This window comes from Streptomyces changanensis (genome assembly GCF_024600715.1).
GTDB classification, from domain to species: Bacteria; Actinomycetota; Actinomycetes; order Streptomycetales; family Streptomycetaceae; genus Streptomyces; species Streptomyces changanensis.
Genome location: NZ_CP102332.1, coordinates 4,491,689 through 4,517,984 on the forward strand (window position 1 = coordinate 4,491,689; position 26,296 = coordinate 4,517,984).

27 protein-coding genes are annotated in these 26,296 nt (G+C 73.2%); 13 read left to right on the forward strand and 14 right to left on the reverse strand.

Features of this window, described 5'->3' with window-relative positions:
* Positions 1–4: 4 nt before the first annotated feature.
* Positions 5–1,528, forward strand: coding sequence for a glycoside hydrolase family 3 protein (locus NRO40_RS20080; RefSeq protein WP_058945446.1), 1,524 nt, complete (start codon positions 5–7; stop codon positions 1,526–1,528).
* Between the two features lie 68 nt (positions 1,529–1,596).
* Here the strand turns inward: NRO40_RS20080 and nagB are convergent, their stop codons facing one another.
* A complete protein-coding gene (nagB, locus tag NRO40_RS20085) occupies positions 1,597–2,382 on the reverse strand; it encodes a glucosamine-6-phosphate deaminase (RefSeq protein WP_058945445.1) in 786 nt (261 codons plus the stop codon).
* Between the two features lie 199 nt (positions 2,383–2,581).
* Here nagB and NRO40_RS20090 point away from each other — a divergent pair, with 199 nt between their 5' ends.
* Positions 2,582–3,628 (forward strand): SIS domain-containing protein, encoded by a 1,047-nt coding sequence (locus NRO40_RS20090; RefSeq protein ID WP_058945444.1) that lies wholly within the window; start codon positions 2,582–2,584, stop codon positions 3,626–3,628.
* Positions 3,629–3,976: 348 nt separating this feature from the next.
* Here the strand turns inward: NRO40_RS20090 and NRO40_RS20095 are convergent, their stop codons facing one another.
* Positions 3,977–4,729, reverse strand: a complete 753-nt coding sequence (locus tag NRO40_RS20095; RefSeq protein ID WP_058943406.1) for an SDR family oxidoreductase — start codon at positions 4,727–4,729, stop codon at positions 3,977–3,979.
* Positions 4,730–4,809: 80 nt separating this feature from the next.
* On the opposite strand from NRO40_RS20095, the gene NRO40_RS20100 reads away from it, so the two are divergent.
* Positions 4,810–5,421, forward strand: a complete 612-nt coding sequence (locus NRO40_RS20100; RefSeq protein WP_058943407.1) for a TetR/AcrR family transcriptional regulator — start codon at positions 4,810–4,812, stop codon at positions 5,419–5,421.
* A gap of 338 nt (positions 5,422–5,759) precedes the next feature.
* The gene (locus NRO40_RS20105) at positions 5,760–7,229 is read left to right on the forward strand and encodes a sensor histidine kinase (protein WP_058943408.1); all 1,470 of its coding nucleotides are present in this window, start codon (positions 5,760–5,762) and stop codon (positions 7,227–7,229) included.
* Between the two features lie 228 nt (positions 7,230–7,457).
* Here the strand turns inward: NRO40_RS20105 and NRO40_RS20110 are convergent, their stop codons facing one another.
* Together NRO40_RS20110 and NRO40_RS20115 are read right to left on the reverse strand one after the other, a co-directional pair.
* Positions 7,458–7,715, reverse strand: coding sequence for a WhiB family transcriptional regulator (locus NRO40_RS20110; protein WP_003953983.1), 258 nt, complete (start codon positions 7,713–7,715; stop codon positions 7,458–7,460).
* Positions 7,716–8,032: 317 nt separating this feature from the next.
* Positions 8,033–9,001, reverse strand: coding sequence for a diacylglycerol/lipid kinase family protein (locus NRO40_RS20115; protein ID WP_058943409.1), 969 nt, complete (start codon positions 8,999–9,001; stop codon positions 8,033–8,035).
* A 69-nt stretch (positions 9,002–9,070) separates the two neighbouring features.
* On the opposite strand from NRO40_RS20115, the gene NRO40_RS20120 reads away from it, so the two are divergent.
* Positions 9,071–9,493 (forward strand): hypothetical protein, encoded by a 423-nt coding sequence (locus NRO40_RS20120; RefSeq protein WP_058943410.1) that lies wholly within the window; start codon positions 9,071–9,073, stop codon positions 9,491–9,493.
* A 153-nt stretch (positions 9,494–9,646) separates the two neighbouring features.
* On the opposite strand, the gene NRO40_RS20125 is transcribed toward NRO40_RS20120, so the two are convergent.
* The 3 genes from NRO40_RS20125 to NRO40_RS20135 form a co-directional block, all read right to left on the reverse strand.
* Complete coding sequence (locus NRO40_RS20125) at positions 9,647–10,609, reverse strand: RNA polymerase sigma factor SigF (RefSeq protein WP_058943411.1); 963 nt, start codon at positions 10,607–10,609, stop codon at positions 9,647–9,649.
* Positions 10,606–11,019, reverse strand: coding sequence for an ATP-binding protein (locus tag NRO40_RS20130; RefSeq protein ID WP_028963827.1), 414 nt, complete (start codon positions 11,017–11,019; stop codon positions 10,606–10,608). The genes NRO40_RS20125 and NRO40_RS20130 overlap by 4 nt, the downstream gene beginning before the upstream one ends.
* A gap of 265 nt (positions 11,020–11,284) precedes the next feature.
* Entirely contained in the window at positions 11,285–12,202 is a 918-nt protein-coding gene (locus NRO40_RS20135) for a 1-aminocyclopropane-1-carboxylate deaminase/D-cysteine desulfhydrase (protein ID WP_058943412.1), read from the reverse strand.
* 301 nt (positions 12,203–12,503) lie between these two features.
* Between NRO40_RS20135 and NRO40_RS20140 the strand changes: the two genes are divergently transcribed.
* Positions 12,504–13,928, forward strand: a complete 1,425-nt coding sequence (locus tag NRO40_RS20140) for a family 2B encapsulin nanocompartment shell protein (protein WP_058943413.1) — start codon at positions 12,504–12,506, stop codon at positions 13,926–13,928.
* A gap of 98 nt (positions 13,929–14,026) precedes the next feature.
* On the forward strand, positions 14,027–15,085 hold the full coding sequence (locus NRO40_RS20145; RefSeq protein ID WP_058943414.1) for a family 2 encapsulin nanocompartment cargo protein polyprenyl transferase: 1,059 nt from the start codon (positions 14,027–14,029) through the stop codon (positions 15,083–15,085).
* A gap of 65 nt (positions 15,086–15,150) precedes the next feature.
* Here NRO40_RS20145 and NRO40_RS20150 read toward each other — a convergent pair whose 3' ends face one another.
* A complete protein-coding gene (locus NRO40_RS20150; RefSeq protein ID WP_058943415.1) occupies positions 15,151–15,726 on the reverse strand; it encodes a TetR/AcrR family transcriptional regulator in 576 nt (191 codons plus the stop codon).
* Positions 15,727–15,864: 138 nt separating this feature from the next.
* Here NRO40_RS20150 and NRO40_RS20155 point away from each other — a divergent pair, with 138 nt between their 5' ends.
* The 3 genes from NRO40_RS20155 (at position 15,865) to NRO40_RS20165 (ending at position 17,283) form a co-directional block, all read left to right on the forward strand.
* Entirely contained in the window at positions 15,865–16,452 is a 588-nt protein-coding gene (locus tag NRO40_RS20155) for a dihydrofolate reductase family protein (protein WP_058943416.1), read from the forward strand.
* Between the two features lie 19 nt (positions 16,453–16,471).
* On the forward strand, positions 16,472–16,774 hold the full coding sequence (locus tag NRO40_RS20160) for a hypothetical protein (protein WP_198549395.1): 303 nt from the start codon (positions 16,472–16,474) through the stop codon (positions 16,772–16,774).
* Between the two features lie 62 nt (positions 16,775–16,836).
* Entirely contained in the window at positions 16,837–17,283 is a 447-nt protein-coding gene (locus tag NRO40_RS20165; protein ID WP_058943417.1) for a DUF6304 family protein, read from the forward strand.
* A gap of 74 nt (positions 17,284–17,357) precedes the next feature.
* Here the strand turns inward: NRO40_RS20165 and snpA are convergent, their stop codons facing one another.
* Positions 17,358–18,026 carry a snapalysin gene (snpA, locus tag NRO40_RS20170; RefSeq protein ID WP_058943418.1) on the reverse strand — a complete coding sequence of 223 codons (669 nt, stop codon included), beginning with the start codon at positions 18,024–18,026 and terminating at the stop codon, positions 17,358–17,360.
* A 200-nt stretch (positions 18,027–18,226) separates the two neighbouring features.
* On the opposite strand from snpA, the gene NRO40_RS20175 reads away from it, so the two are divergent.
* Positions 18,227–19,186 carry a LysR family transcriptional regulator gene (locus NRO40_RS20175; protein ID WP_198549396.1) on the forward strand — a complete coding sequence of 320 codons (960 nt, stop codon included), beginning with the start codon at positions 18,227–18,229 and terminating at the stop codon, positions 19,184–19,186.
* A gap of 274 nt (positions 19,187–19,460) precedes the next feature.
* Here the strand turns inward: NRO40_RS20175 and sodN are convergent, their stop codons facing one another.
* Complete coding sequence (gene sodN, locus NRO40_RS20180) at positions 19,461–19,856, reverse strand: superoxide dismutase, Ni (RefSeq protein ID WP_019075224.1); 396 nt, start codon at positions 19,854–19,856, stop codon at positions 19,461–19,463.
* 158 nt (positions 19,857–20,014) lie between these two features.
* Between sodN and sodX the strand changes: the two genes are divergently transcribed.
* A complete protein-coding gene (gene sodX, locus NRO40_RS20185) occupies positions 20,015–20,440 on the forward strand; it encodes a nickel-type superoxide dismutase maturation protease (RefSeq protein WP_107115151.1) in 426 nt (141 codons plus the stop codon).
* On the opposite strand, the gene NRO40_RS20190 is transcribed toward sodX, so the two are convergent.
* The 4 genes from NRO40_RS20190 to NRO40_RS20205 form a co-directional block, all read right to left on the reverse strand.
* Positions 20,344–20,973, reverse strand: coding sequence for a CGNR zinc finger domain-containing protein (locus tag NRO40_RS20190; protein WP_058943419.1), 630 nt, complete (start codon positions 20,971–20,973; stop codon positions 20,344–20,346). The two genes, sodX and NRO40_RS20190, sit on opposite strands and share 97 nt — an antisense overlap.
* Positions 20,974–21,328: 355 nt before the next feature.
* Positions 21,329–22,090 (reverse strand): amino acid ABC transporter ATP-binding protein, encoded by a 762-nt coding sequence (locus NRO40_RS20195; RefSeq protein ID WP_058943420.1) that lies wholly within the window; start codon positions 22,088–22,090, stop codon positions 21,329–21,331.
* On the reverse strand, positions 22,087–23,013 hold the full coding sequence (locus NRO40_RS20200; RefSeq protein WP_257375459.1) for an amino acid ABC transporter permease: 927 nt from the start codon (positions 23,011–23,013) through the stop codon (positions 22,087–22,089). Before NRO40_RS20200 ends, NRO40_RS20195 begins: the two co-directional genes overlap by 4 nt.
* A gap of 55 nt (positions 23,014–23,068) precedes the next feature.
* Positions 23,069–24,058, reverse strand: a complete 990-nt coding sequence (locus tag NRO40_RS20205; protein ID WP_058943421.1) for an ABC transporter substrate-binding protein — start codon at positions 24,056–24,058, stop codon at positions 23,069–23,071.
* Positions 24,059–24,763: 705 nt separating this feature from the next.
* Between NRO40_RS20205 and NRO40_RS20210 the strand changes: the two genes are divergently transcribed.
* Positions 24,764–25,987, forward strand: coding sequence for an NAD(P)-dependent malic enzyme (locus NRO40_RS20210; RefSeq protein ID WP_257375460.1), 1,224 nt, complete (start codon positions 24,764–24,766; stop codon positions 25,985–25,987).
* The last annotated feature ends 309 nt before the right edge of the window (positions 25,988–26,296 follow it).

The following is a 26,296-nucleotide window of genomic DNA, read 5'->3' on the forward strand; positions in this document are numbered from 1 at the left end:
GCCCATGACCACACTCGTACGCGACACCGCGGACACGCTGACCCGCGACGCCCTCACCGTCCTCCAGCCCGGTTTCGTCGGCACGACGCCGCCCGACTGGCTGCTCCGGCGCGTCGCCGAGGGGCTCTCCTCCGTCGGGCTCTTCGGCCGCAACATCGCCACGCCGGAGCAGCTGACCGCGCTCACCGCGCGGCTGCGCGCCGAGCGCGAGGACGTCCTGGTCGCCATCGACGAGGAGGGCGGCGACGTCACCCGGCTGGAGGTCCGCACCGGCTCCTCCTTCCCCGGCAACCTCGCGCTCGGCACCGTCGACGACCCGGAGCTCACCCGGGCCGTCGCCCACGAGCTGGGCCGCCGACTGGCGGCCTGCGGGGTGGACTTCAACTGGGCGCCGTCCGCCGACGTCAACTCCGACCCGAACAACCCGGTCATCGGCGTGCGCTCCTTCGGCGCCGACCCGGAGCTCGCCTCCCGCCACACCGTCGCCTACATCGAGGGCATGCAGGCCGCCGGCGTCGCCGCGTGCACCAAGCACTTCCCCGGGCACGGCGACACGAACGTCGACTCGCACCTCGCGATGCCCCGCATCGACGTGGATCCGGGGACACTGCACGCCCGTGAGCTGATCCCCTTCCGCGCGGCCATCGCGGCGGGTTCCAAATCGGTGATGAGCGCGCATATCCTGCTGCCCGCGCTCGACCCCGACCGCCCCGCCACCCTGAGCCCGCGGATCCTCACCGGACTGCTGCGACGGGAGCTGGGCTTCGAGGGCCTGATCGTCACCGACGGCATGGAGATGCAGGCCATCGCGTCGACCTACGGGATCGAGCGCGGCTCCGTCCTCGCCATCGCGGCGGGCGCCGACGCCATCTGCGTCGGCGGCGGCCTCGCGGACGAGGGGATCGTCCTCAGCCTGCGCGACGCGCTGGTGGCGGCGGTACGGAGCGGCGAACTGCCCGAGGAGCGGCTGGCCGACGCGGCGGCGCGGGTACGCGCCCTGGCGTCCTGGACCCGGGCGCACCGGGTAAGGGGGGCCGGAACGGAGCCGGGCGCGGCTGTGCAGGAGGGGACCGCGCCCGGCACCGACATCGGCCTGGTGGCGGCGCGCCGCGCCCTGCGCGTCACGCCCGGGGAGACGCCGTACGAGCCGCCGGCGGGCCCGGTCCACGTGGCGTCCTACGCGCCGGAGGCGAACATCGCCGTCGGCGACGAGACCCCCTGGGGCGTCGGCGTCGAGCTGGAGCGGCTCCTGCCGGGCACCCGGACCGGGACCTACGGCGCCGGGACCGGCGCCGAGGACGTGCTGCGGGCGGCGGGGGAGCGCCGGATCGTGGCCGTCGTGCGCGACGCGCACCGTCACGCCTGGATGAGGGAGGCGTTGGACGGGCTGCTCGCGGCCCGCCCCGACACGATCGTGGTGGAGATGGGCCTGAACCAGGCTCCGCCGCGCGGGGCGCTGCACATCGCGACGCACGGTGCGGCGCGGGTCTGCGGCATCGCGGCGGCGGAGGTCGTCGCGGGCGCGTAGCGCACGTGACGGAGGGCCGGGCACCCGTGGGTGCCCGGCCCTCCGTCACGCCCCCCGGGGCTACCGGCTCACAGGCCCTGCCAGGCGGGCTTGTTGGCGTAGGTGTGACGGAAGTAGTCCGCGAGCTTCAGCCTGGACGCGGCGGCCTCGTCGACGACGACCGTGGCGTGCGGGTGGAGCTGGAGCGCTGACGCGGGGACGAGCGCGGCGACCGGGCCCTCGACGGTCTGGGCCACAGCCTCGGCCTTGCCCTCGCCGGTGGCGAGCAGGACCAGGTGGCGGGCCTCCAGGATGGTGCCGATGCCCTGGGTGATGACGTGGTGGGGCACCTGGTCGATGTCGCCCTCGAAGAACCGGGCGTTGTCGATCCGGGTCTGCTCGGTGAGCGTCTTGATCCGGGTGCGCGAGGCGAGCGACGAGCACGGCTCGTTGAAGCCGATGTGGCCGTCGGTGCCGATGCCCAGGATCTGGAGGTCGACCCCGCCCGCCTCGGCGAGCGCCCGGTCGTACGCCTCGCAGGCCGCCTGCACGTCCTCGGCGGAGCCGTCGGGACCCATGAAGGCGTCCGCGTCCAGTCCGAGCGGCTCGACCACCTGGCGCAGCACGGTGGAGCGGTACGACTCCGGGTGCCCGGCGGGCAGTCCGACGTACTCGTCGAGCTGGGCGATCCGCGCGCGGGAGACGTCCACGGCGCCCGAGCGGACCTTCGCGGTCAGCGCGTCGTAGATGGGCAGCGGCGTCGAGCCGGTGGCCACGCCGAGCAGAGCGTCGGGCTTGCGGCGCAGGAGGTCGGCGATGCCCTCCGCGATGAGCTCGCCGCCTGCCTGGGCGTCCTGGACGATGACAACTTCCACGCTGGGCCTGCCGATCTGGGAGGAGGGGAAAGGGTCACATACCTCAAGGTGGTATAGACCAATCTAGCAGAAGCGCCCCCGCCGTCCCATGGCCCGGAACGCCCCTCGATCGACCCCCGCCCCCCACTGCCGACGGCCGCGCGCCCCGACGTCCGCCCACCGCTGGCGGCCCGGCGCGAACCCTGGTCGACTGGGAGCCATGAGCGACGAGCCTGGCCGGATCATGGCGGGGGAGATGGCGGAGCAGCCCGCCGTGCTGCGCCGGATCCTGGAGCGCGGCGTACCGGAGGTCCACGCCGTCGCGCGGGCCGTCGCGGCGCGTGGGTGCCGCTTCGTGCTGCTGACCGGACGCGGCACCTCCGACAACGCCGCGCTGTACGCCAAGTACCTGCTGGAGATCCGCCTCGGCATGCCCTGCGGTCTCACCTCCATGTCGACCACCACGGCCTACGGCGCCCGACCCGACCTGACCGACGTACTGGTGATCACCGTCAGCCAGTCCGGCGGCTCGCCCGACCTGGTGGCCTCCACCCGGGCGGCCCGGGAGGCCGGCGCGGTCACGCTCGCCGTGACCAACAACCCGGACTCACCGCTGGCCGCCGTGTCCGAGTACCACCTCGACGTCCTGGCGGGCCCCGAGCGGGCGCTGCCCGCGACGAAGACGTACACCGCCTCGCTGCTCACCCTGTACCTCCTCGTGGAGGGGCTGCGCGGCGGCGACGGCGCCGCCGCGCACGCCCTGCCCGACCTCGCCGAGCGGATCCTGGCCCGCCGCGACGAGGTGCGCACCCTCGCCGCGCGCTACCGCTTCGCCGAGCGGATGGTGCTCACCTCCCGTGGGTACGGCTACCCGACGGCCCGCGAGGCCGCCCTGAAGCTGATGGAGACCAGCTACGTCCCGGCGCTGGCCTACTCCGGGGCCGACCTGCTGCACGGGCCGCTGGCCATGGTCGACAACGTCTCACCGGTCATCGCGGTGGTCACCGAGGGGCGCGGCGGCGAGGCGCTCCAGCCCGTGCTCGACCGGCTGCGCGGCCGGGGCGCCGACCTGTTCGTCGTCGGCCCGCGGGCGCAGGTGGAGGCGGCATCGGCAGGCTTCGTCCTGCCGGTCGACGGCGTGCCGGAGGAGCTCCAGCCGATCCTGGAGATCCTGCCGCTGCAGCAGCTCGCCTACGAGGTGACCATCGCGCGCGGCCAGGACCCGGACGCGCCGAGGGCCCTCGCGAAGGTCACCGAGACGCGCTGACCCCGGACCCCCCGGAGGCCGCCCCTGTGGGGCGGCGCGGCGACACCCGCCGCCGGCCGGCGCGCAGCCGAGCCGGAGCCCCCCGCCGAGCCGCCCCCCAGCCCGCGCTCCACCGAGCCACCGGCCCGCCAGGCCGCCGCCCCCGCCGGCGCCGCCCCCGCCGGCGCCGCCCCCGCCAGGTCGCCGCCCCCGCCAGGTCGCCGCCCCGCCAGGGCGCCGTCCCACCAGCCTGCGGCGCCCCCCGCCGAGCCTGCGCCCCGCCGAGCCGCCTTCCCCCCAAGCCCGCCTCCCACAGGGCCGGTGTCCCGGCGGGCCGAGCGACCGGCCCGCCGTGCCCCGCGGAACGTCCTACGGCAGCGAGCCGTTCGTCGCGTCGATCCAGTGGCCCGTGACCGCCCGCGCCTCGTCCGACGCCAGGAACGCCACCACGTCGGCTATGTCCGACGGCCGGCCCACCCGGCCCAGGGCGGAGATGGCCGCCGCCCCGGCCCACGCCTCGTCGCTCCCCCGCAGCCAGTCGGCGTTGATGTCGGTGTCGACGATGCCGGGCGCCACGGTGTTGACGGTGATGCCCCGCGCGCCGAGGGCCTTCGACAGGTACGACGTGAACAGGTCCAGCGCGCCCTTGCTCATCGCGTACGCGATGTGCTCCGGCATCAGGGCCGCCCGCGACAGCCCCGTCGAGACGTTCACCACGCGGCCCCCGTCGCGCAGCCGGCCGAGCCCGGCCTGCGTCACGAAGAACGGCGCCTTGGTGTTGACCGCGAAGAGCCTGTCGTACGCCGCCTCCTCGACCTCGCCGAAGGCCGCCGGCGCCGCGATGCCCGCGTTGTTCACCAGGATGTCCAGCCCGTCCGCGTGCCGGTCGAACGCGGCCCACAGTCCCTCGGCGTCCCCCGGCACCCCCAGCTCCTGCCCGATCGCGAAGGCCGAGCCGCCGGCCGTCTCGATCGCGGTGACGGTCTCCTTGGCGGCGGTCTCGTTGACCCCGTAGTGCACCGCGACCCGCGCGCCGTCGCGCCCGAGGCGCTCCGCGATCGCCCGCCCGATGCCCCGGCTGCCGCCCGTCACCAACGCCGTCCTGCCCGTGAGCGTGCGCATGGACGCCCCCCTCTTTCTCTAGTGAGCGTTACAGAAAGAACCGTAGCAGCATTCCCTAATGCGCGCTATAAAATGGCGGCATGGCGACGACGCAGCGCGGCCGGCCCCGCTCCTTCGACCGGGCGACGGCCCTGGAGCGGGCCACGATGGCCTTCTGGGAGCACGGGTACGAGACGACCTCGGTCGCCGAGCTGACCCGGGCGATGGGCATCGGCGCGCCCAGTCTGTACGCCGCCTTCGGTGACAAGAGGTCCCTGTTCGAGGAGGTCGTGACCGAGTACGTCCGGTCGCACGGCTCCTTCGCGGCACGCGCCCTCGACGTCGAGCCCACCGCGCGCGCCGGGATAGGGCGGATGCTGCGCGAGGCGGCGGCGGAGTTCACCGACCCGGCGCACCCGCGCGGCTGCCTGGTGATCTCCGCCGCGGCCAACTGCGCCACCCCGGACGTGGCGGACTCCCTGCGCGACCGGCGCAACGCGAACCTGGCGGGCATGGAGGCGCGCATCCGCGCGGACGTCGCGGCGGGCCTGCTCCCGGCCGGCACGGACGCCCGCGCACTCGCCCGCTTCAGCGGGGCCGTGCTCCAGGGCATGTCGCAGCAGGCGCGTGACGGCGCGACACGGCAGGAGCTGGAGGCGGTGGCGGAGGCGGCCATGCGAGCGTGGCCGGAGCGAACGGTGGACGCGCCCTGACCCCGCGGGCCACCCGCGGGGGCCCCGGAAACACCCGCGGGCCGCGGCGCCGCGACGGGACCCTCAACCCGTCCGGCACCGCAGCCCGGAGTAGCAGCGGCCGGCGGGTGTGCGGTCCCGCGGCCGCGGGTGGGGCCCCGGCGCAGTCAGGGCAGAGAGCGCCGGTTCCCCGGTCCACCCTCCTGTGCGGGGAGGGTGGAGGTCCTCACGTCGCCATTGTGGACTAGACCATTTGGGGCTGTCCATCCACAGGACGCGGACTTTCCCGGCCCATCCTCCCCCACGGACGGGCAAAGCACCAGGTTCGGGCCCCGGGTACGCTCGCGGATGTGCCGTCCATGAACGACCTCGTCCGCCAGCACACCGCCCTCGGGGAGTCCGACCTCGAGTGGCTCCATCTGCTGGTCTCGGAGTGGCAGCTGCTCTCCGACCTGTCCTTCGCCGACCTCGTGCTGTGGGTGCCGACCCGAGACGGGACCCGGTACGTCTCGGTCGCGCAGATGCGCCCCAACACCGGGCCCACCTCGTACCAGGACGACATGGTCGGCCACCTCGTCCCCCGGGGCCGCCGACCGCTGCTCGACGCGGCCCTCGACGAGGGCCGGATCGTGCGCGAGGGCGACCCGGAGTGGCGGGAGGAGGTCCCCGTACGCGTCGAGTCGATCCCCGTGCGCCGGGCGGGCCGGGTCCTCGGCGTGATCGCCCGCAACACCAACCTGCTCACCGTCCGTACGCCCTCCCGGCTGGAGCTCACCTACCTCCAGTCCGCCTCCGACCTCGCCCAGATGATCGCCGCGGGCAGCTTCCCCTTCGCGGAGCAGCAGGTCGACATGGACGCCTCGCCGCGCGCCGGCGACGGCCTGATCCGGCTCGACGCGGAAGGCGTCGTCCAGTACGCCTCGCCGAACGCCCTCTCCGCCTACCACCGCCTGGGCTTGGCCGCCGACCTCGTCGGCCAGCACCTCGGCCAGATCACCGCCGAACTCGCGCCCTCCCGCGGTCCCGTCGACGAGGCGCTGGTCAAACTGGCCAGCGGCTACGCCCCGCGCGAGGCGGAGGTCGAGGGCAACGGCGGGGTGATCCAGCTGCGGGCCATCCCCCTCAAGCCCAAGGGCACCCGGATCGGCTCGCTCGTCCTCCTCCGGGACGTCACCGAACTCCGGCGCCGCGAAAGAGAGTTGATCACCAAGGACGCGACCATCCGGGAGATCCACCACCGGGTGAAGAACAACCTCCAGACGGTCGCCGCCCTGCTGCGCCTCCAGGCCCGCCGGATGGACTCCGACCAGGGGAGGGAGGCGCTGAACGAGGCGGTGCGGCGGGTCGGCTCGATCGCCATCGTCCACGAGACGCTCTCCCAGAACCTCGACGAGCGCGTCGAGTTCGACGACATCGCCGACCGCGTCATCTCGATGGTCGCCGAGATCTCCCCGGGCGGGGTCGTCTGCCGGCGCAACGGCCGCTTCGGCGTGCTCGACGCCGAGGTCGCCACGCCCCTGTCCATGGTGCTGACCGAGGTCCTCCAGAACGCCCTGGAGCACGCCTTCGCCCCCGGCGAGCACGGCACCGTCGAGGTGGCGGCGGTCCGCGGCGACGGACGGGTCGGCGACGCGCGGCTGCTCATCACCGTCCAGGACGACGGCCGCGGTCTGCCGCCCGGCTTCGACCCGCAGCGCACCGGGAACCTCGGACTCCAGATCGTCCGCACCCTGGTGGAGGGGGAGTTGGGCGGTACGTTCGACATGCGCCCGGCCCCGGAGCGCGGGACGCGCGTCGTGCTGGACGTCCCGGTGCGGGCCCAGAAGTAGCACCGGCAGGGCCCGCGCCCCCCCTCCGCCGCCGGCCCCGCCCCGCTCCCCGGCCCCCGCGGCCGGCAGCCGGCGGCGTGCACGCGGCACACGCGCGGTGTGCGGTGTGTGGTGCGCGCACGGTGTGCGGGCACAGCAGCGAGCCCCGGTCCGTGTCGGCACGGTCCGGGGCTCGAACGCTGTGGGTTACTGCTGCGCGCTGCTACTCGGGAGGCGCGGTGGCGGTGCTCAGGCGCTGGCGTTGCGCGCCCGGTTACGGGCGGCGCGGCGCTTCATCGCGCGGCGCTCGTCCTCGCTGAGGCCACCCCAGACGCCGGAGTCCTGACCGGACTCGAGCGCCCACTGCAGGCACTGCTCCATCACGGGGCAGCGCCGGCAGACGGCCTTGGCTTCCTCGATCTGCAGCAGCGCAGGACCGGTGTTGCCGATGGGGAAGAACAGCTCGGGGTCTTCCTCACGACAAACGGCGTTGTGACGCCAGTCCATGGCTGCTACCTCTCCTTGGTGTTGCATGCAAGTTGCTTGTGAATGTGAACGCTTTCACGAATCCCCCCGCGAGGGAAGGGCCGACGGCCAGACGAACTGGTGTGGTCCTGGACTGAGGAGGGGTTCTGGCTTTCAGTGGAGGCCGGTGTTGCGGGCCGTCCCGATCGCCACGTAGAGACTCGCAAACCTCAGCGGCGGATACAACCCCTTCCGAAAAGTTTTTTTTGATTCCTCGGTGTCGGCTAGGTCACAGCCGTACTTCCATGGGGTGGACCCCAGCCCATACGTTCGAGATAAAGGGCCAGGGGCCCTTCCGCTCACACAATCACACCCAGTGCTCGGCGAACGCCTGTGAACGTCACGCTCGTGCGGAGCCCCAGGTGGTCTCCGTCCATCTGGAAGGGGAGCGGCACCTTCGAATGCAAGGCGAAGTCCGTCTGGTCGTGCAAGGTCACCGCGTCCTTGCCGTGCGGACCGCGTTCCGGGGTCGAGGTCAGCAACTGGGTGGCGTACCGGGCGACGGCGGGCGTCGACAACCGGCTCAGGGCGAGCACGTCGAGCGCGGTGTCGAAGGACGCCTCGGGCGAGGCGTACACCGGCCGGTTGCCCAGGTACGTCCACGGCGAGGTGTTGCAGACTATCGACAGCACGAGGTCCCGGACCGGGTCGTGCCCCGGCCGCTCCAACGTGATCGTGCCGTGCCGGCGGTGCGGGTCGCCCAGCAGCTGGCGGACCACCTGTCGCAGGTACAGCGCGTGCGTCGACCGCTTGCCCCGCTCCCGCTGCTGCTCGACCCGGCCGACCACCCCCGCGTCGAAGCCGAAGCCCGCACAGAAGGTGAACCAGCGGGGCGGGACCGCCTCGTCCTCCGTACCGGGCGTGCCGGCCGCCAAGCCGAGGCCGACGGTGCGGCTGCGTCGCCCGGCCAGCGCGTCCAGGATGGCGCCGGTCGCCTCGACGGCGTCGTTGGGCAGGCCCAGCGCGCGGGCGAAGACGTTCGTGGAGCCGCCCGGCACCACCGCGAGCCGCGGCAGCCGGTCGGGGTCCGGTCCCCGGTGCAGCAGACCGTTGACGACCTCGTTGACCGTGCCGTCGCCGCCGAGCGCCACGACCAGGTCGACGTCGTCGGAGTCAGCCGCCCGCCGGGCGAGGTCACGGGCGTGCCCCCGGTACTCCGTCGTCACCGCGTCCAGCTTCATCTCGCTGGCCAGGGCGTGGATCAGTACGTCACGGGTGCGGGCACTCGTGGTGGTGGCTGCCGGGTTGACCACGAGGAGTGCGCGCATGCCCGCCAGGTTACCTACCGCGCGGTACCGCGCCCAGGGGGGCCGGGAGCGGGCGGCTACCCTGCTGGGGTGAGCAGCAGCGAACAGCACCCCGCCCCCCGGACCCGTCCCACCCGCGTGACGGCCGCCGCCGCGGTGGCCGGCCTGGAGGCGCTGGCCCTCTTCGCCGGGGGCGTCTACGTCCTCGTGAACACCCTGACCGGCACGCCCGACGGCGTCACCCAGGCCCTCACCGGCGGGGCGACCCTCGTCGCCCTGGGCCTCATCCCGCTGCTCGCCGCGCGGGGCCTGCTGCGCTGCCGCAGCTGGAGCCGGGGGCCGGCGATCGTCACGCAGATCATGGCGCTGCCCGTCGCGTACACCCTGCTCACGGCGACCGGCGCGGCGATCCCGGCGGGCATCGCCCTGGCCGCCGCGGCGGTCACGGGGCTGGTCTGCCTCGTCCACCCCGCGACCACCCAGGCCCTCGGCATCGGCCGCGGCGGCGCCTGAGCGCTCCGGCGCGCGCCCACCTTGGGTCCCGTCCGCATCCCGGGCCCCGTCCGGCGGCCCACCGCCCCGCGCGCGGAGCACGGCGGGGCGGACGGGGTACCACTCCTCGGGCCGGGCGTTCCCCCCGGGCGGAGTGCCACCCCTCGGCCGGGCCTACTCCTCCACCAGCAGCTTCTCGCGCAGCTGTGCCAGCGTCCGGGCCAGCAGCCGGGAGACGTGCATCTGTGAGATGCCGACCTCCTGCGCGATCTGCGACTGGGTCATGTTCCCGAAGAACCGCAGCAGCAGGATCCGCTTCTCGCGCGGCGGCAGGTCCTCCAGCAGTGGCTTCAGCGACTCGCGGTACTCGACGCCCTCCAGCGCCTCGTCCTCCGCGCCCAGCGTGTCCGCGACGGCGGGCGACTCGTCGTCCGTGTCGGGCACGTCCAGGGAGAGCGTGGAGTAGGCGTTGGCGGACTCCAGCCCCTCCAGGACCTCCTCCTCCGAGATGCCGAGCTTCTCGGCCAGCTCGTGCACCGTGGGGGAGCGCCCGTGCAGCTGGGACAGCTCCGCCGTCGCCGTGGTGAGGGACAGGCGCAGCTCCTGGAGGCGGCGCGGCACCCGGACCGCCCACCCCTTGTCGCGGAAGTGCCGCTTGATCTCGCCCACGACCGTCGGCGTCGCGTACGTCGAGAACTCGACGCCCCGCTCCGGGTCGAAGCGGTCCACCGACTTGATCAGGCCGATGGTCGCGACCTGCGTCAGGTCGTCCAGCGGCTCGCCGCGGTTGCGGAAGCGGCGGGCCAGGTGCTCGACCAGCGGCAGGTGCATGCGGACGAGCTGGTTGCGCAGCTCCGCCCGCTCCGGGGAGCCGTCCGGCAGGTCGCGCAGGCGGACGAACATCGCCTTCGCGCCACTGCGGTCCTGGGGGTCGTGCTGGGTCCTGTTCCGCCGCTCGTGCCCGTGTTCGCTCATCTTGGCCGCCCGCTCTGTCCGCGCCTGCTCCGGCGCCTCCACCAGACCGTCCACCGGGTGCGGCCGCGCCTGCTGTTCCGGGATGCCCTCGATGCCCTCCGCCGCGCTGAAGGCCCGGGGGCCGCGCTCCTCGTTCCGCACCGGACCGTCCCCGTCCCTCACGCCGGCCCGGGTCCCGCGCCGCGCTGTTTGTACAGGCTGATCGAGACCGTACGGTCGTCCGCCACCGAGGAGTCCACCTTGCCCGCCAGGGCGGACAGCACCGTCCAGGCGAAGGTGTCCCGCTCCGGCGCGCGGCCGTCGGTCGTGGGCGCCGACACCGTGACCTCCAGGGAGTCGTCGATCAACCGGAAGACGCAGCTGAGGACCGAGCCGGCCACGGCCTGTTGCAGCAGGATCGCGCAGGCCTCGTCGACCGCGATGCGCAGGTCCTCGATCTCGTCGAGGGTGAAGTCCAAGCGCGCCGCGAGGCCGGCCGTGGCCGTACGCAACACGGACAGGTAGGCACCCGCAGCGGGCAGCCGGACTTCCACGAAGTCCTGGGTCCCGGGCTCGCCTGCGATCTGGGACACCCTCACCTCCAAGGTGGCACAAACTCGTTCGGGGGCCGGGGGGGTGTGAGATCCCCCCGGAACCGTGCGGTACGCAGGAGTGCGTAGTCGCGGTGACGCTATCGCGATCCATGGTGCCGTGTCGCCGGGGCCCCCGGGTCCGACGACTGTCACTCATAGTAGGCACACGAGTACGGACAGTGGCTAGTGCTCTGCGGCGACCAATCCGGAGAATCCGGCGGAGGGTTGACGTACCCAGGTGCCGGGGTGTCGAACCGTCCCGTTCTCAGCCGGGACCGCCTCCGGCCGGTTCCGGGCGGCCGGTCACCACCCCGGCCACGGCCGTCCCCGGCGTGAAGGCGCCCTCCTCGGCCAGGGTCACCAGCGCGTACAGCATCTTGGCGACGTACACGCGTTCCACGGCCAGCCCGTGCCGCGCCCCGAAGTCCTCGGCGAACTCCTCCAGCGCCGGACCGCTGCGGGCGTACCCGCCGAAGTGGAAGCGGTCGTCCATGTTCCACCGGCCGGCCGGTCCGCCGAAGGCCCGCTCCTGCAGGGCCCGCACCGCCCCGCCCAGGAAACCGCCCCGCAGTACCGGAATCCCCAGCGCGCGCTGCTGCGGCCCGAGGCCCGCCGCCAGCCCGGCCAGGGTGCCGCCCGTACCGCACGCCACCGCCACGACGTCCGCCCGGCCGCGCAGCTCCCGGCCCAGCCCGACGCAGCCGCGCACCGCCGCCGCGTTGCTGCCGCCCTCCGGGACGACCACCGTGTCCTCGGGCGCGCCGCGCAGCAGCCGCGCCACGACCGCCGGGTCGTCCTTCGCGCGGTACGTCGCCCGGTCGACGAAGACCAGGCGCATCCCGTCCGCCGCGCACCGCTGCAGCGACGGGTTCAGGGGCCGGCCGGCCAGCTCGTCGCCCCGGACGACGCCGACCGTCGGGAAGCCGAGCAGCCGCCCGGCGGCCGCGGTGGCGCGCAGGTGGTTGGAGTAGGCGCCGCCGAAGGTCAGCACGGGGCGCCCGGCCGCCCCCGCCAGGTTCGGGGCGAGCTTGCGCCACTTGTTGCCCACCAGGTCCGGGTGGATGAGGTCGTCCCGCTTGAGCAGCAGCCGCAGGCCGCGCCGGGTGAACCGGTCGTCGTCGACCGCCACCAGCGGGGAGGGCAGCCGCGGCTCCAGGGCGGCGGCGGGGTCGCGGGACGTCACCCGCCCATTGTGCGACCCGCCACCGCACGGCCCCGGGGCGGTCCCGCGGTACGGGCGCGGACGGGGTCGCGCGGCGGCCGGGCCGGCGGTACGGACGGGGGCGCGGTACGGGCGCGGCGGCCGGAACCGGTCGCTCCACGCCGCTCCGCGCGCCACCGCCACCGCCGCCGAATCGAAAAGGATCTCTAACTGCCCAGCGATATCTTCATTCAGTCCCACTCATTTGTGTAATGGCGTCCTCACGCCACGTGCTGAAAGGCTTCTGCCGCAGGTCCGTACGGAAAGATCGAGAGGGACGTCCATGTCGGTTGGTTCGGTTGGTTCGGTCGGCGACGAGGTCCGGGCGGAGCAGGTGCCTCCGCAGCAGAGCCTCGGCACCGCGGCGGCGCGGAACCTGGCCACCACCACCAAGTCAGCGCCCCAGATGCAGGAGATCACCTCCCGGTGGGTCCTGAAGATGCTCCCGTGGGTGCAGGTCCAGGGCGGCGCGTACCGGGTGAACCGGAGGCTCACCTACGCCGTGGGCGACGGGCGCGTCACCTTCGTGCAGACCGGCGAGCGCGTCGAGGTGATCCCGGCCGAGCTGTGCGAGCTGCCACCCCTGCGCGGGTACGACGACCAGGCGGCCCTGCGGGAGCTCGCCACGCGCTGCTCGCAGCGCGACGTCGCCCCCGGCGACGTCATCGTCGAGGCCGGCTCGGCCGCGGACCGGGTCTTCCTCCTCGCCCACGGCAAGGTAGAGAAGATCGGCACCGGTCCCTACGGCGACGAGGCCGTCGTCGACGTCCTGGCCGACGGCGCGTACTTCGGCGACGGCGCCCTGCTCGACGGCGAGTGCAGCTGGGAGTACACCCACCGGGCCGCCACGGCCTGCGTGCTGCTGGAGCTGACCCGCGCCGACGTCCTGAACCTCGCCGAGCGCGCCGGGTCCCTCTCCGCCCACCTGGCCGGCATGGCGTCCATCCCGCACCAGCGGACCAACCGGTACGGCGAGAAGGCGATCGACCTCTCCTCCGGCCACAGCGGCGAGCCGGTCATCCCGCACACCTACGTCGACTACGACCCGGCCCCGCGCGAGTACGAGCTGAGCGTCGCGCAGACCGTGCTCAAGGTCCACACGCGCGTCGCCGACCTGTACAACCAGCCCATGAACCAGACCGAGCAGCAGCTGCGGCTGACGGTCGAGGCCCTGCGCGAGCGCCAGGAGCACGAGCTCATCAACAACCGCGAGTTCGGCCTGCTCGCCAACGCCGACTACGGCCAGCGGATCCAGCCGCACGAGGGGGCGCCCGGCCCGGACGACATGGACGAGCTGCTCTCCCGCCGCCGGGGCAGCAAGCTCTTCCTCGCCCACCCCAAGGCCATCGCCGCCTTCGGCCGCGAGTGCAACCGGCGCGGCCTGGTCCCCGAGAGCATCGACGTCGGCGGCCACCGCATCCCGACCTGGCGCGGCGTGCCCATCTTCCCCTGCAACAAGATCCCGATCAGTGACGCCCGCACCACGTCCATCCTCTGCCTGCGCACCGGGGAGGCGGACCAGGGCGTGATCGGTCTGCACCAGACCGGCATCCCGGACGAGATCGAGCCGAGTATGTCGGTGCGCTTCATGGGTATCGACGAACAGGCGATCATCTCGTACCTGGTCACGGCGTACTACTCGGCCGCCATCCTGGTGCCCGACGCCCTGGGTGTCCTGGAGAACGTCGAAATCAGCCGCTGGAGGTGAGGACCGGGTACGGGCGGGGCGCCCTGCACCGGCGCCCCCGCCCGTACCCCTGCCCGGAAGAGGACACAGGCCCAGGGAGCGGAGGAAGAACCGTGACGATGACCCACACGGACGGGACCGGTACGCGGCACGAGGGCGACGGCCGGGACGCGTTCGCGCTCCTCGACCGCACCCACGCCGCCGTCACCCCCCGGCTGCGCGCCGGCCTGGACTCGCTGCCCGGCCCCCTGCGGCGGGTGGCCATGTACCACTTCGGCTGGGAGCACGCCGACGGGACACCCGCCTCCGGCCGCCCCGGCAAGGCGCTCCGCCCGGCCCTCGTCCTGGCCGCGACCCGTGCTCTCGGCGGCGACCCGGCCGTCGCCGTGGGGGCGGCCGCCGCCGTGGAGCTGGTGCACAACTTCACGCTGCTCCACGACGACATCGTCGACGAGGACCGCACCCGCCGCGACCGGCCCACCGCCTGGACGGTCTTCGGCGTGCCCGACGCCCTCGTCGCCGGGGACGCCCTGCAGGCCCTGGCGCTGGGCACGCTCGTCGCCGAGGGACACCCGGCCGCGCCGGCCGCGGCGGCCCGGCTCGGCGCCTGCGTGGTCGAGCTGTGCGCGGGCCAGCAGGCGGACTGCGCCTTCGAGGAGCGCGGCCCGCTCGACGTGTCGCTGGACGAGTGCCTGGCGATGGCGGAGGCCAAGACCGGTGCGCTGCTCGGCTGCGCCTGCGCGCTCGGCGCCCTGTACGCGGGCGCGGGGGAGGCGCAGGTCGCGGCGATGGACGCGTTCGGCCGGCAGGCCGGGCTGGCGTTCCAGCTGATCGACGACCTGATCGGCATCTGGGGCGACCCCCGGCACACCGGCAAGCCGGCCGGGGCGGACCTGGTCGCCCTCAAGAAGTCGCTGCCCGTCGTCGCCGCGCTCACCTCCGGCACGGCGGAGGGCGCGGAGCTGGCCGAGCTGTACCGGCGGCCGGCGCCGACGGACGAGCACGTGGCCCGCGCGGCCAGGGCCGTCGAGCGGGCCGGCGGACGGGACTGGGCCCAGGCGGAGGCCGCCGACCGGATGGCGCGGGCGGTCGACGAGCTGTCGCGCGCGGTGCCCGACCTGGCGGCGGCCGGTGAGCTGCTGTCGCTGGCGGAGTTCGTCACCCGGCGCTCGTACTGAGCGGACCGGCGGACCGGCGGGCCGCACGGGCCGGGCCGTGGTCCCGGCCCGGCCCGTGCCGTTCCTCAGCCGGCGGGGACGATCCGCTCCACCACGAGGTCGACCACCCGGTCCAGCTCCCTGCCCGCGAGCACGCCCGGCAGTGTCAGCCGCTCCAGGAGCAGACCGGTCATGGCCAGGTAGAGGAGCAGGACCGTGTCGGCGTCACCGGGCAGTCCCGCGTCCATGTGGAAGCGGATGTTCCGGTCGAGTTCCTCGCGGACGGCCCGGTCCAGCTCGGCCCGGAGCGCCGGGCGGCGCGTGGCCTCCAGGCGCAGCTCCAGCAGAGCCAGGTAACCGGTGCGCTCCTCGGCCGTCCGCCGCACCAGCCACTTCATCAGCTCGGCGACCAGCTCCCTGCCGGGCGCCGGGCGCGTCACCGTGTCGACCTGCTCGGGGGCCGGGCTCATGCGGACGTGGATGCGCGCCCCGGCCTGGGTGAGCAGGTCGTCCCGGTCGGAGAAGTAGTTGGACGCCGTGCCGGCCGGGACGCCCGCCCGGGCGTCCACGGCCCGGAACGTCAGGCCCCTCGCGCCCTCGTCGGCGAGGACGTCGATGGCGGCGTCGAGCAGCGCGGACCTGCGCTCCGGATTCCTGGCCATGACGGCCTCCTTCTCCCGTGTCCGAGGGGCGAGCGCGATTTTCCTTGCATTGTCCACTACGCCTGTAGCACTCTGTCCGTAGTGGTTCGGGGGTCGGTCCTCGTGCCGTGTGCCCGCCCCCCACCGCGAAGGATCCGTATGCGCACCTTGACCTACCTCGTCGCCTGCTCGCTCGACGGCTTCATCGGTGATCCGCAGGGTGACGCCACCTCCATGTTCCGCTTGCTCGACGAGGAGTACCTGGCCTTCCTCACCGGCGAGTACCCCGAGACGATCTCCGCCGAGGGCCGTCGCGCGCTCGGCATCGCCGACGCGCCGAACCGCCGCTTCGACACCGTCGTCCAGGGCCGCGGCAGCTACCAGCTCGGCCTGGACGCCGGCATGCCCAGCCCGTACGGCCACCTGCGCGAGATCGTCGCCTCCCGCAGCCTCACCACCTCCCCGCACCCGAACGTGGAGATCGTCGCGGGCGACCTCGTCGCCCGCGTCCGCGAGCTCAAGGCCGAGGAGAGCCCGCTCGGCATCTGGCTGTGCGGCGGGGCCCGGACCGCCGGGGAGCTGGTCGACGAGGTGGACGAGCTCGTGATCAAGACGTACCCGCAGCTCTACGGTTCCGGCATGCCGATGTTCGGCGGCGCCCCCTTCGCCGTCGCCGACTTCGCGCTGGAGGACGTCCGCACCTTCGGCAACGGCGTCGTCGTCCGCACGTACGGCCGGAAGCGCTGAACCGTCCTACCCTGGAGGTATGGGCAGCGAAGGACGCCGCACCGTCCGCCGCCCGCAGGAGACGGGGGCCACCGAGCCCGCCTGTCCCTCCTGCGGACAGCCTGTCGGTACGGAAATACAGCGACGCAAGGTCCTCGGCGCGTGGGTCCCCACCTGGCACCCCCGCCCGTGCGGCAACCCCGATTGCGCCCGCTTCGGCGAGGCGCCCGAGCGCGGGTCCCGCAGGACGCCCGGGACACCGGAGGCACACAGGACGCCCGACGGGGCGCCGGACGGGCCGCCGCCGCGGAACGAGCCGGGCAACAGCACCAAGATCGGCTGAACTCCGGCCCGGAGGGTGTCCGGCGTCACGCCGGGGGAGGCCGTACCGCTACAGTCCGCGCCATGTCATCGGAGTCGACTGAAGTCTGGACCGGCTGGTACCGGGACCGCCGCGGCGCGGAAGCGATCGTCATCACCTCGCAGGGCCGGGGCGTCAGCACCCGCGTCCGGGGCGTGCGGTACGGCGGCGGCGGCTTCGCCGCGCTGCGGGCGGCGGAGGAGGACGGCGGCCGGCCGCTGGCGGGCTGCGTCCTGGAGTGGGACCTCCCGCTGCCGGTCGTCCACGGCGGCACGACCCAACAGGGCACCCTCAGCTGCCTGTTGGCGCTCGGTGAGGCACTGCCCGACGGCTCGCCCGAGCGGGTGGACCTGCAACTCACCCTCCACTGCGGGGGAGCGGCGTACGAGTCCGGCGTCACCGGTGGCGACTTCGAGCAGGCCCTCGGCCGGATCCTGCGGCAGCTGCCCGCCGGCACGCGCTTCGCGCGCGACCTCCTCCAGGCGGCCTGAACGCCCCGGCCGGGCGGCCCGGAACGCACCGGCGCCCCGCGGTCGCTCCGCGGGGCGCCGGTGCGTGCGGTCGGTCAGGACACGCGGGCGACGGCAGCGGCCAGGCCGTTGCGCCACAGCGAGTCGACCCGGGAGCGCTCCTGCGCGTTCGGGGTCGCGTTCTGGCACGACGGGCCGGGCCCGCCGCCGGACATCAGCTCGCTGCACGGCCCCGAGTAGTGGTCCGGTAGGCCGAGCACGTGCCCCGTCTCGTGGGACGTGACCCGGGTGGAGTTGTAGATCTGGTTCTGGCGGTAGTCGAGGAAGATGTAGCCCCGGCCGTGCCCGTCGGTGCTGGCGTACGAGCCGCGCGAGTCGTTGCCCTCGTAGTACCGGAAGTCGGGGTTGCTGCCCTCCTGCAGCTTCACGTTGACGACCGAGCTGTTCCAGATCTGCGTCGAGCGGGCTATCTGCGTGCGGAAGCTCGGGGCGTTGGCCGCCGAGTACACGACCGTCACGGCCTGCGTGCCGGGCGTCGTGGCGCGCTTGCGCGCCACGGAGTCCATGACCGCCTCGAAGAAGGCGCGATTGGCCTTCGCCTCCTCCGACGAACCGGCGTACGCGGCGTACGGGGCGTGCGCGGCGCTCCGGTCGGCGGCTGGGGCGGGCGCCTCCGCGGCGGTGGCGGTGGTCGCGGCGGGCACGGCGGCGAGAGCGGCGGCGACGCTCAGCGCGGCGGCCAGCACGGCCCTGGGGTGCTTCATGGGGGGCTCCTACTCGTCCTGAACGGCTGGGGGGACGCGTTCGGTTGGACGAAAGTGTCGGGGAGCCCCGGGCGCCCGCGGATGATGCCAGAGGGCGATAGCACGGACGCATCGCCCCCCACAACTCCCTTCGGCCTGGGGGAAATTCACGGGCTCACGGTGTCTGGTGCGGCGCGTGGGGACCGCCCTACGCTCGGGTCATGGAGCTGGAGGTGAGACACCTGCGGGCGCTGTGCGCCATCGCCGACACGGGCAGCCTGCACAAGGCCGCCAGGTTCCTGGGCATGAGCCAGCCCTCCCTCACCACCCAGCTGCGCCGCATCGAGCACGCGCTCGGCGCCGAGCTGTTCACCCGAGGCCGCACCGGCTGCCGGCCCACCCCGCTGGGCCGCGTCGTGCTGAGCCGCGCCCGCCCGCTGGTGGCCCAGATGGGCCTGCTCGTCAGTGAGGCGCGCGCGGCCGCCGCCCGCGCCGACGGGGCCCGCCTGCGCGTCGGCTCCACCGCCAGCCGGGCCCTCGCCGGCTGGCTGCGGCGGCTGCGGCAGCGGCTGCCCGGCACGGACATCACCCTGCACATGGACGTCTCCGCCAACGGCCTGCTGCGCGCCCTGGCCGCCGGCCAGCTCGACGTGGCCTTCGTCCACGAGGTCGAGGGCTGCCCGTTACAGGTGCCGGACGGGCTGGAGCGGCGCGTACTCGTCGAGCGCGAACCACAGTTCATCTCCATGGCCCGCGACCACCCGGCCGCCGCCGCGCCCGTCGTCGACATCACCGACCTGGCCGAGGACCGCTGGATGGTCGACCCGACCGTCGACGGCGAGTGGGACGGGCTGCGCCGTGTCCTCGGCGCCGCGGGGATCGACCCGCCGCTGATGCACGCCGACTACCACACGGCCGCGTCCCTCATCGTCGCCGGCGAGGCCGTCGCCCCCTGCCAGCCCACCTCGGGCCCGCGCGACGACATGGCGATCCGGCCCCTGCGGGACGACCCCCTCGCGGTCCGGCTCCTGCTCTACCACCGGCCGGGCGACGAGGGCGCCGCCCTGTACGGCACGGCCTACGCCGCGCTCGCCGCCGCCTACCGCGAGGCGGCCCTGCGCACCTCCGCGTACCGCCACTGGCTGCAGCGCCACGGCACCCCCCTGCCGTGCCCCGGCTGACCCACAGCCCCCGCCCCGCGCCGCCCGCCGCTGCCCTGCGCCCACCGCCACCCCGACCCGCCGCCCGCCACCGGGAGCGGCCGCCGTGAGCCGCCGCCCGCCACCATGAGCGGCCGCCGTGAGCCGCCGTCCGTCACCGGGAGCGGCCGCCGCCCGCCTGCGGGAAACGACCGCACCCGGCCCCGCGGCCGCCGGGTGGGCGGTGCGGGACCGGGTGCGGGGGCGTCCGACCGGCGGACAGGAACCGCCGGTCAGCGGGGCCGGACCGGGTGGGTCAGGCCTTCTTCGTCTCCCAGAAGATCTTGTCGATCTGGGCGATGTAGTCCAGGGCCTTCTGGCCCGTCGCCGGGTCGGTCGACGCCTTGGCGGCCGAGAGGGCCTTCAGGGTGTCGTTGACCAGCTGGTGCAGCTCCGGGTACTTCTCGAAGTGCGGGGGCTTGAAGTAGTCGCTCCACAGCACGGAGACGTGGTGCTTCGCCAGCTCGGCGCGCTGCTCCTTGATGACCGTGGCGCGGGCCTGGAAGTGCGGGTCGTCGTTCGCGGCCATCTTGTCCTGGACGGCCTTGACCGACTCGGCCTCGATGCGGGCCTGGGCGGGGTCGTACACGCCGCACGGCAGGTCGCAGTGGGCGCTGACCTTCACCTTGGGGGCGAACAGGCGGGAGAGCATGCTGCTGTCCTTCCTCGTGATCGTCTTCTCAAGGTGGGACATTACTCGGTGACAGACCGGTTTTCGCGAGCAGCCCCCGGGGCTTAGGACGAAAGTCCAGGGGGATCATGGGACTCGTGGAGGAACCGCGCGGCATGCCCGGCAGGTGGTGGAGGCGGATGACGGACCGAGGACGGGGGCCCCTGTTCCCGTACGGGGTCGCCGAGGTGACGGGGCCGTCCATGGTGCCCACGCTGCGCCACGGCGACCGACTGCTGGTGCGGTACGGGGCGCCGCCGCGCCCGGGGGCCGTGGCCGTGCTGCGCCATCCGTTCCGGCAGGACCTGCTGATCGTGAAGCGGCTCGTCGAGCGGCGGGACGGCGGCTGGTGGGTGCTGGGCGACAACACCGACGCGGAGGCCGCGGACAGCAGGACGTTCGGGACGGTCCCCGCCGGGCTCGTGCTGGGCCTGGTGCGGGCGCGGTACCGGGGGATCCGTCCGGGGCGTCAGCGCTCGGCGGCCGTCGTGCTGGCGTGGCTCGTCTCGGCGGTGCGGCCGGTGCCCGCCGACCGCTCGCTCTCCAGGCGCTTGCGGGCCCGGTAGGCGGCCACGTTGGCGCGGGTGGCGCAGCGGTCGGAGCAGTACCGGCGGGAGCGGTTCGTGGACGTGTCCAGGTAGGCGTTGCGGCACGGGGCCGCCTGGCACAGGCCGAGCCGGTCGGCGCCGAACTCGGTGAGGTGGAAGGCGAGCCCCATCGCGGCGATCGCGGCGTACCCGGCGGTGGCGTTCGACGGGTGCTCGGCGAGGTGCATGTGCCAGCGCGGCCGGCCCTCGTCGTCCAACTGGTCGTGGCCGGAGATCTGCGGGCTGACGGGGAACTCCAGCAGCAGCGAGTTCAGCAGGTCCACGGCCCGTCCCTGGTCGCCCTCGTCGGCCGCCGTGAAGACCGCGCGCAGCCGCGCCCGCACCGAGCGGAAGCGGGTGACGTCCGCGTCGGTGACGCGCCGCGCCATCTGCGTCATCTCGCCGAACAGCTCGCGCACGGCCTCGACGGAAGTGAGCGCGTCCTTGCCGCGCGCCGGCTCCTCGGTGTTCACCAGCTGCACGGCGTAGTCCGAGTAAGAGGCCAGTTCCACTTGTCGTCCTCACAAGAGCGGTCCGGGGAGTCGAACGGACCCAGCGTAAGGGATAAGGTCCGAAAGGGATTATTACCGCAGATGATCGTCCCCCTGAGGGGAACGGGTCGGCCGGATGTCGTCCTCGCGGAGTGACCGGTAGGGCGGTGCGGTCTTTTCCGGTGAAAAGCGGGTGCCCGTCAAGTATCACGGAAATTCCGGCGGCCGGGTGGAAAATCCGCGGGAGCTCTTGACGGATTCCGGTGGGTGGGGTAGCGAAAGCGGCGCCGTCTCACCATGTGGGCGAAGGGCGAAAGGGGGCCGGCCACCGGATCGCGCACCCGGTGGCCGGCCCCTTTTCCTCGTCGTCGTCCCTTTACAGCACCTTCGACAGGAACGCCTGCGTCCGCTCGTGCTGCGGGTTGGTGAGCACGTCGCGCGGGCTGCCCGACTCGACGACCACGCCGCCGTCCATGAAGACGAGCGAGTCGCCCACCTCGCGGGCGAAGCCCATCTCGTGCGTGACGACGACCATCGTCATGCCCGACTCGGCGAGGTCCCGCATGACGTCCAGGACGTCACCCACGAGCTCCGGGTCGAGCGCCGACGTCGGCTCGTCGAACAGCATCAGCTTCGGCTCCATCGCCAGCGCCCGGGCGATGGCCACGCGCTGCTGCTGGCCGCCGGAGAGCTGCGAGGGGTAGTGGCCGGCGCGGTCGCCCAGGCCGACCCGGTCCAGCAGCTTCAGCGCCCGCTCGCGCGCCACCGCCCTGGACTCGCCCTTCACCTGGACCGGCGCCTCCATGACGTTCTCGACGGCCGTCATGTGGGGGAACAGGTTGAAGCGCTGGAACACCATGCCGATGTCCCGCCGCTTCAGCGCCACCTCGTTGTCCTTGAGCTCGTACAGCTTGTCGCCCTTCTGGCGGTAGCCGACCAGCTCGCCGTCGACGTACAGCCGGCCGGCGTTGACCTTCTCCAGGTGGTTGATGCACCGCAGGAAGGTCGACTTGCCGGAGCCGGACGGGCCGATCAGGCAGAACACCTCGCCGGGCGCCACCTCGAGGTCGATGCCCTTGAGGATGTGCGCGGCGCCGTAGGACTTGTGGACGCCCTCGGCCTTCACCATGGCGGTCATGCGGTGCCTCCCTGCCGGCTGGAGAACGACATCAGGTGCGTCTTCACCTTCTGCCAGGGCGTGTCCGGAAGCGAGCGGGAGCTGCCGCGCGCGTAGTACCTCTCCAGGTAGTACTGCCCGACGCTGAGGATCGAGGTCATGATCAGGTACCAGGTGGCCGCCAGGAAGAGCATCTCCACCGGCGCGCCGGACGACTGGCCGATGTCCTGCGCGTTGCGGAGGAGTTCGTAGTACTGCACCGCCGCCACCAGCGAGGTCGTCTTCAGCATGTTGATGACCTCGTTGCCCGTCGGGGGCACGATGACGCGCATCGCCTGCGGGATCACGATCCGGCGCAGCGTCTTGCTGTGGCTCATGCCCAGGGCGTGGGCCGCCTCGGTCTGGCCCTCGTCGACCGCGAGGAGGCCCGCGCGGCAGATCTCGGCCATGTAGGCGGCCTCGTTCAGTCCGAGCCCCAGGAGCGCCGTGAGGAACGGCGTCATGAAGTCGGACCACTCGTCCTTGTAGAACGGGCCGAGGTTGATGTACTCGAAGACCAGGCCCAGGTTGAACCAGACGAAGAGCTGGACCAGGACCGGGGTGCCGCGGAAGAACCAGATGTAGAACCAGGCGATCGACGACGTCACCGGGTTCCTCGACAGGCGCATCACCGCGAGGAGGATGCCGCCGACGATGCCGATGGTCATGGACAGGACGGTCAGCAGCAGTGTCTGGCCGACGCCCTCGATGATGCGGTCGTCGAAGAAGTAGTCCGGGATGGCGTCCCAGTTGATCTGGCCCTGCGCGAACGCGAAAACGATCGCGGCGAAGGCCGCCAGGGCGACGACGGCGCTGACGTACCGGCCGTAGTGGCGGACCGGGACCGCCTTGATCGCCTCGGGGCCGGCGGGCGGGACGTCGTCCTCCGGGCCCTTCTTCTTCATGTCAGTTGTCACAGTGGTGGTGCCTCTCAGTGGCCTGTCGGTGCCGGCCGGGGGATCAGGAACCGCCGTTGATCTTGGCCTCGGTGACGGCGCCCTGGGCCACGCCCCACTTCTCGAGGACCTTCTTGTACTCGCCGTTGGCGATGACCGCGTCCATGGCGGCCTTGATCGCGTCGCGCAGCTGCGTGTTGTTCTTGGCGACCGCGATGCCGTACGGGGCGGCCTCGACCTGCTCGCCGACGATCTGGAAGTCCTTGCCGCCGCCCGAGGTCTTCACGGTGTACGCGGCGACGGGGAAGTCCGAGGAGCCGGCGTCGGCGCCGCCCGCGCGCAGACGGGTCTGCGCCTGCTGGTCGGTGTCGAACGCCTCGATCGTGATCGCGGGCTTCTTGCCGTCCACGCACTTCTTCGACTCGGCCTTGGCCAGGTCCTCGGAGACGGTGCCCCGCTGGACGACGATCTTCTTGCCGCAGAGGTCGGCCCAGGTCTTGATGCCCTTGTCGACGCCCTTCTTGGTGTAGACGGAGACACCCGCGTTGAAGTAGTCGACGAAGTCGACGCCCTCGCCGACCTTCTTCCCCGTCTCCGAGTCGATGCCCTGCTGGCGGTCCTTGGTGTCCGTCATCGCCGACATCGCGATGTCGTACCGCTTGGACCGCAGGCCGGTGATGAGGGTGTCGAAGGTGCCGTTCTCGAACTGGAACGTCACGCCGAGCTGCTTGCCCATGGCCGCGGCGAGGTCCGGGTCGATGCCGACCGTCTTGCCGGCCGCGTCCTTGAACTCGACCGGGGCGTAGGCGATGTCCGAACCGACCTTGATGACACCCTTGTCGCGGATGCTCTGCGGCAGCTTGTCCGCGAGGGGAGCGGTGGAGACGGTGGTCCCCTTCGTGGCCCCGTCGGAGGCCCCGCTCTGCGTCTGGTCGCCACACGCGCTGAGCAGCATGGCGCCGGCGACCGCGGTCGCAGCGACCGCGGCGGTCCGGGACGTCCGCGGCGTCCGGGTCTTCGCGGCGGTCGAGCGGCGGGTGGTGCTTGCGGTCATGGTCGGTTTCCTCCGGCGGGTGAAAGGAATGCCAATGGGTCGGGCACGCACCTTCGGGTGTCGCGACCTCGTGTGATTACGGCATCTTGCCATTCGGACCACCCGTAACAAGGGCCTCAGCATGTCAAAATCGGGTAACGGGTGACCCCCGATGCTCATGACACCGGCCCACGACGGCCGCACCTTCTGCGGGATCCATGCCGCCACGCCGGAAAATCTCCCGTGGATGTCGGCATCCGGACCTCATTGCGGCCGCATTCCGGGGCTCAGTCGACTTGTCCAGACATTCGCCTATGAGTCATGTCACCGGGGTGGCGAGGCCCCTGGGCGAATAGCCGGATATGCGGTCCCCCGGCGGGGCCCCGCGGACCCCGGGCCGGACCCTCTGCCGGACCTCGGGCCGGACGCCTGTCCGGGTGCCGGGGTGGACCCGGACGCACGCGGCGATCAGCCGTCCGGGACACTTCTCGTGTGAGGGGTGTCGCGGGGAAACGGACTCGTCGGCGGTGCCCTCCGTCCGGTAAGAAGGATCCTTACACCCCTCATCCGGGGCTCAGGGCGCGTTGTGCGGCGCGCCCGCGCGTACGACCGATCCCCCGCAGGGGCGGGCCAACCGCCCGGGCGGGGGACGTACGCGGTGCCAGCCCACCCCTCCTCACCAGGAGTGGCCACCCTCAGACAATGAAGACTAAAGGGGTCATCCCAATGGCAGCGGAGATCGTCAACCCTCGTAGCGACAGCGATACCGACACCGGTACGCAGAACGCTTCGGACGAGCCCTTCGATCCGGCTTTCGCCCTCCACCGGGGCGGGAAGATGGCGGTGCAGGCCACCGTCCCCGTGCGCGACAAGGACGACCTGTCCCTCGCGTACACCCCCGGCGTCGCCAAGGTGTGCAGCGCCATCGCCGAGCGTCCGGAGCTCGTGTACGACTACACCTGGAAGTCGCAGGTCGTCGCCGTCGTCACGGACGGCACCGCCGTCCTGGGCCTCGGCGACATCGGGCCGGAGGCCTCCCTCCCCGTGATGGAGGGCAAGGCCATCCTGTTCAAGCAGTTCGGCGGCGTGGACGCGGTGCCCATCGCGCTCGCCACGACCGACACCGACGAGATCATCGACACCGTGGTCCGGCTCGCCCCGTCCTTCGGCGGGGTCAACCTGGAGGACATCTCGGCGCCGCGGTGCTTCGAGATCGAGCGCAGGCTCCAGGAGCGCCTCGACATCCCGGTCTTCCACGACGACCAGCACGGCACCGCGATCGTCACCCTGGCGGCCCTGCGCAACGCCGCCAAGCTGACCGGCCGCGGCCTCGGCGACCTGCGCGCGGTCATCTCCGGCGCGGGCGCGGCGGGCGTGGCCATCGCGAAGTTCCTGCTGGAGGCCGGCATCGGCGACGTCGCGGTCGCGGACCGCAAGGGCGTCGTCAGCCGGGACCGGGAGGACCTCACCCCGGTCAAGCGCGAGCTCGCCGAGCTCACGAACAAGGCGGGCCTGTCCGGCTCGCTGGAGTCGGCGCTCGCCGGCGCCGACGTGTTCATCGGCGTCTCCGGCGGTACGGTCCCCGAGCCGGCGGTCGCCTCGATGGCGCCGGGGTCGTTCGTGTTCGCCATGGCCAACCCGAACCCGGAGGTCCACCCCGAGATCGCGCACAAGTACGCGGCGGTCGTGGCCACCGGCCGGTCGGACTTCCCGAACCAGATCAACAACGTGCTGGCCTTCCCCGGGATCTTCGCGGGCGCGCTCCAGGTGCGGGCCTCCCGCATCACGGAGGGCATGAAGATCGCGGCGGCCGAGGCGCTGGCGGGTGTCGTCGGGGACGAGCTCGCCGCCGACTACGTGATCCCGTCGCCGTTCGACGAGCGGGTCGCCCCGGCGGTCACCGCGGCCGTCGCGGCGGCGGCGCGCGCGGAGGGGGTCGCCCGGCGCTGAGCCGGCGCGTCGCCGCCGGCGCGCAGCCGGCGCAATGGCGTGACGAGGGCCGTGTCGCATCCCGTGCGGGGGCGTGACACGGCCCTCGTGTGCGCCCGGGGCCCGCGGGGGGCCCGCCACCGGCCGGCGACGGTGGAGGGCCATGCGGAACACGGCCGGGGCGGGGCCCCTCCGGGGTGCCCCCGCAGGGGTTGGCGGCGTCGGAACGGTCGTACCGGGACCCGAGGCCGCCGGCCCCGAGGAGGTGCGCCGGAGGGGCCCGCCCCACCCCCGGCGTGTGGGGGGCCGGCCACCGGCCGGCGGGGCGCG